Raw genomic sequence first — 3,362 nt, 5'->3', positions numbered from 1 at the left:
CGGAGAACGCCGTCCACCGCCGGGCGCGAGCCCGGGTGGAACACGCCCTGTCGCGGCTGAAGAACTGGAAAATCCTGCGGGACTGCCGACTGAAGAGCAACGGCGTTCACCAGGCCATGCTCGGCATCGCCCGGCTCCACAACCTAGCCCTCACCGGATAACTCACACCCCATACGGGACAACCTCTAGGGATCATCCCGTTCACCGCGCAGCGCACCGTGTGGCCGCTGGAGGCGTTCTACGTCCACGACGACACCATGGCCGTCGTGGAGACGCTGACGGCGGAGATCAAGGTGACGCAGCCGCGCGAGCTCGCCGACTACTTGAAGGCGTTCGCCGGCCTCGCGGAGATGGCCGTCTACGGCGACGACGCCCGCAACCTCATCCGAGCCGCGCTCGACGCCCTGGACTGAACTTCCGCAATTTCCCGCAATCTCGTTGAGGACGGAGCGGCGGCTTCCGTAGCGTCGAACGACACCGACGCACCAGCAACGGAGGCGGTGCCCCATGAACGCGCCCACACCCACCAGCCCCGCACCCGACGGCCCCGGCCTCCAACGGCCCGACTTCGGCCGGCCCTCACCCGCGCTGCTGGAGCGCGCCGTACGCGGCTACGCCCGCTTCCTGGCCGTCCAGGCCCCGGACGCCGCCACCGGCGACCACGACCAGGACGACGACGCGGCGGGCCTGCGGTGAGCGGGGGCCCACGCTGTGCTCCACGACCCCACCGGCTTGATGGACACGGAACTGCCCCTGGACCGTGCCCCGCACGAGGCCCTCGTCACCGACGTCCTCGCATGGAAAAACCCGGACCTCACGTTCCGCGACTACGAGCAGATCGCCCTCCAGCTCACCGGGCACGCCCGCGCGGTCGCCGCCGACGTCCAGCGCCACGCCGCCGCCCTGCCGAAGAACGACGGCCGCGGCGCCCTCGCCGAAGTCATCCTCCGCGAAGCCGACGGACGCCTCTCCCAACCGCTACAGGGCACCGCCCGCTGCGCCCAGAACCGCGCTCGGCTGGTCCGGGCCCTCTACGAACGGCTGGACCGCCTCACCGAAACCCTCCCGGCAGCCCTGTCTCTTTTTCAGAGGGGATTCGAAGAGTAGCGCCTCCGGCACCACCCGCTGGAACAACTCCCATAGCTACAGACCCTGCTCAACAGCGGCCGGCACCAGGAGGAGGGTTTCCCCGCGCCGCTCAACGCGGGCCGGACCCGCCTCTACGAAGGCGAGCAGGTCGAGGCGTACCTGGCTGGCCGTCCGTCCCCGCCGTCGACGGACGCTGACGAGGACCTGCTGGGCCGTCAGGAGGCCGCCGCCTTGAGCGGGGTGCCCCTGTCGGTGGGGGACCGCCGCAAGAACGAGCCGGCCCTCAGCGAGCACCTGCCGCGCGCGGGCGGAGTCGAGCACTGGCCCCCCGCATCGTGCGGGACTACACCCCCGCCCCCCGCCGCCGTATCGGCGGCAGTGGCGGGCCGGCCTACCGGCGCCGGGGACCAGGTCCCCCGCGCAGTTCGTGGGGCCGGCCGATCTCCTCCCAGGTCGCATCCGCCGCCTGGTCCGCGATGACCGCGGCATGAACCAGTTCCCGGGTCAGCGATGCGAAGTCGGCGGCGGCGGTTCTGTGAAGCCCGGGAGCCGTGTGCCTGCTTTCGACCGGGTCGGCAAGGACCTGCTCCAGGGCCTCACACTGGCCGCGGATCTTCCCACCGGCCTGGAACAGAGCGATCCTGGCCCGGAATGCGGCGTGAGCCCGCTTCCGATCCCGATAGGCCGTCTGCCTGCACGAACGCGGCCGGGGACAGTACCGGCGCTCGCTGTGTGAGCCCGCGATGCCCCCAGAGTTGGGTGCTGTCGGTCGCGACGGTCAGGACGACAGCCGGGTCTGGCGCCGGCTGGGCTGCGTGGTGGCGGTGGGGCGGATCCCCTGAGGGTAGTCAGCGTGCCTGCCGGTTCGTTGGTGTGCTGGTGCGTGTCTGGTGGACGGGGTCGGTTTCCTCCGGGTTCTGCTTGGGCTGGGGATGCGGTGTTCCCGCTACCGCCTGGACCGATGCGGCTCGTGCTGTCGTCTCGTTCTGCCCGTGCGCTGCTTCGAGATGTTTACGGTTCAGGTAGGGGCCTGCTGCCAGCGCCAGGGAGCTGTATCCGGTGTAGTGGGTGGGACCGGGAACGGGAGTGTTCTGCTGTGGGGCGGAACGCTGCCCCGGGGCGTACGTCGGCTGGCCGGACGCGTGGTGGGCTTGGTATGTCCAAGGGACGGCCAAGGGCTGGGAAGGGCCCGCAGCCCAACCAGCCTGATACAGCAACGGAGAAGCGGCTGGTCCAGGCTCTGCCATGTGAGCAGCCGCTTTGGTGCGCCGGCTTTGGAGGCTGCCCGAGGCGGCGGCTACCGGATGCGCACCGGGCTGAGCATGGGTACCGGTATCGATCTCACGAGGAGTCCGAGGCCCGGGAAGCAGCTTCCGCTCGAGCTCGTCGACGGCATGTCCTCTGATGCGCAGCACCGCTTCTTCCGAAGCCGACACCTTCGCCCCATTCGAGCGATTTATGAGGTTGGATACTCGATCTCCGATTTTGACGGGTGCTGCGTCCCAGGTGAGCTGAACAATTGTGGACTGGATCGGCAGACGGGTATTTTTGGATTCCCCCCCGTGGGTCACTCTTCCCAGGCTCTGCCAATCGCCCAGTTTATACACCACGCGGAGGGCATCGGCGTGCCTTTCACGCCGTTTTTCATGATCCCCGGGGGACACGATCTTTCCCTTATGTAGGGGGTATCCCATTGCCGTCAGGATCATTGCCTCGCCCTCCTCCGCGAAAACGCCGCCGATCGATGGACTGAGGCCTCCCACTCGGGCTCCGACGTTGACGACGCGTTCCTCGGGCCAGGTAAGCTGCACCTGCGCGTGCCTCATTGGCAGAAAAGTGATGGGGTTGACGCTGTTCTCCGTGATCATGTGGCCCAGGTATTGCGAGCCCTCCAATTTGAAAAAGACTGCCAGGGCTAGCGTGTTGTAGTGTTCATCCGGGAGTGAGGCCAGGAGATTGGCCGCCCCTGCCGGAGTACCCGGACCCGACCCCTGCACAGGGATGGTGCTTCCCTGCACCTGATTTTCCTGGCCTGTGGGAATGGGAGACGTCACGAATATCCCTTTTCTCTCGATGTACTACGCGGTTTGGAGCTTCTGGGCCGCATGTTGGCTCCATACGGATTTTCTGACGCACCAGTTCACGCCTGGCCCTGGTATTGCAGAAATGCATGCGCCGCCTTCACGCGGCTGGTACCGCCGGGCGAAGGGTGGGCCGGGGCGAGGGCGGGTCCGGTGAGCTGACCAGCGCCGAGCGCGAGGAGCTCAAGCGGC

Annotated in this window: 4 protein-coding genes and 1 pseudogene; 4 read left to right on the top strand and 1 reads right to left on the bottom strand. The window is 67.8% G+C overall.

Going from position 1 to position 3,362, the window contains the following annotated elements; genetic code table 11:
- The 4 genes and pseudogenes from ACH4C6_RS36260 to ACH4C6_RS36245 all read left to right on the top strand — a co-directional run.
- The coding region (locus ACH4C6_RS36260) for a transposase (protein WP_398112827.1) at window positions 1-161 on the top strand (161 nt) is incomplete at its 5' end.
- Window positions 162-182: 21 nt separating this feature from the next.
- Window positions 183-413 (top strand): annotated as a pseudogene (locus ACH4C6_RS36255) (Scr1 family TA system antitoxin-like transcriptional regulator); the annotation flags it as partial.
- Between the two features lie 94 nt (window positions 414-507).
- On the top strand, window positions 508-696 hold the full coding sequence (locus ACH4C6_RS36250) for a hypothetical protein (protein WP_366900742.1): 189 nt from the start codon (window positions 508-510) through the stop codon (window positions 694-696).
- 39 nt (window positions 697-735) lie between these two features.
- Window positions 736-1,107 (top strand): DUF6415 family natural product biosynthesis protein, encoded by a 372-nt coding sequence (locus tag ACH4C6_RS36245; RefSeq protein ID WP_398112826.1) that lies wholly within the window; start codon window positions 736-738, stop codon window positions 1,105-1,107.
- An 830-nt stretch (window positions 1,108-1,937) separates the two neighbouring features.
- On the opposite strand, the gene ACH4C6_RS36240 is transcribed toward ACH4C6_RS36245, so the two are convergent.
- On the bottom strand, window positions 1,938-3,143 hold the full coding sequence (locus ACH4C6_RS36240; RefSeq protein ID WP_398112825.1) for a hypothetical protein: 1,206 nt from the start codon (window positions 3,141-3,143) through the stop codon (window positions 1,938-1,940).
- Window positions 3,144-3,362 lie beyond the last annotated feature (219 nt).

Origin of the sequence: Streptomyces sp. NPDC017943, assembly GCF_044328425.1 — a bacterium.
Taxonomy (GTDB): Bacteria; Actinomycetota; Actinomycetes; order Streptomycetales; family Streptomycetaceae; genus Streptomyces; species Streptomyces djakartensis_A.
Note: the sequence above shows the minus strand (reverse complement) of the source record. Positions and strands in the feature narration are given on the sequence as shown.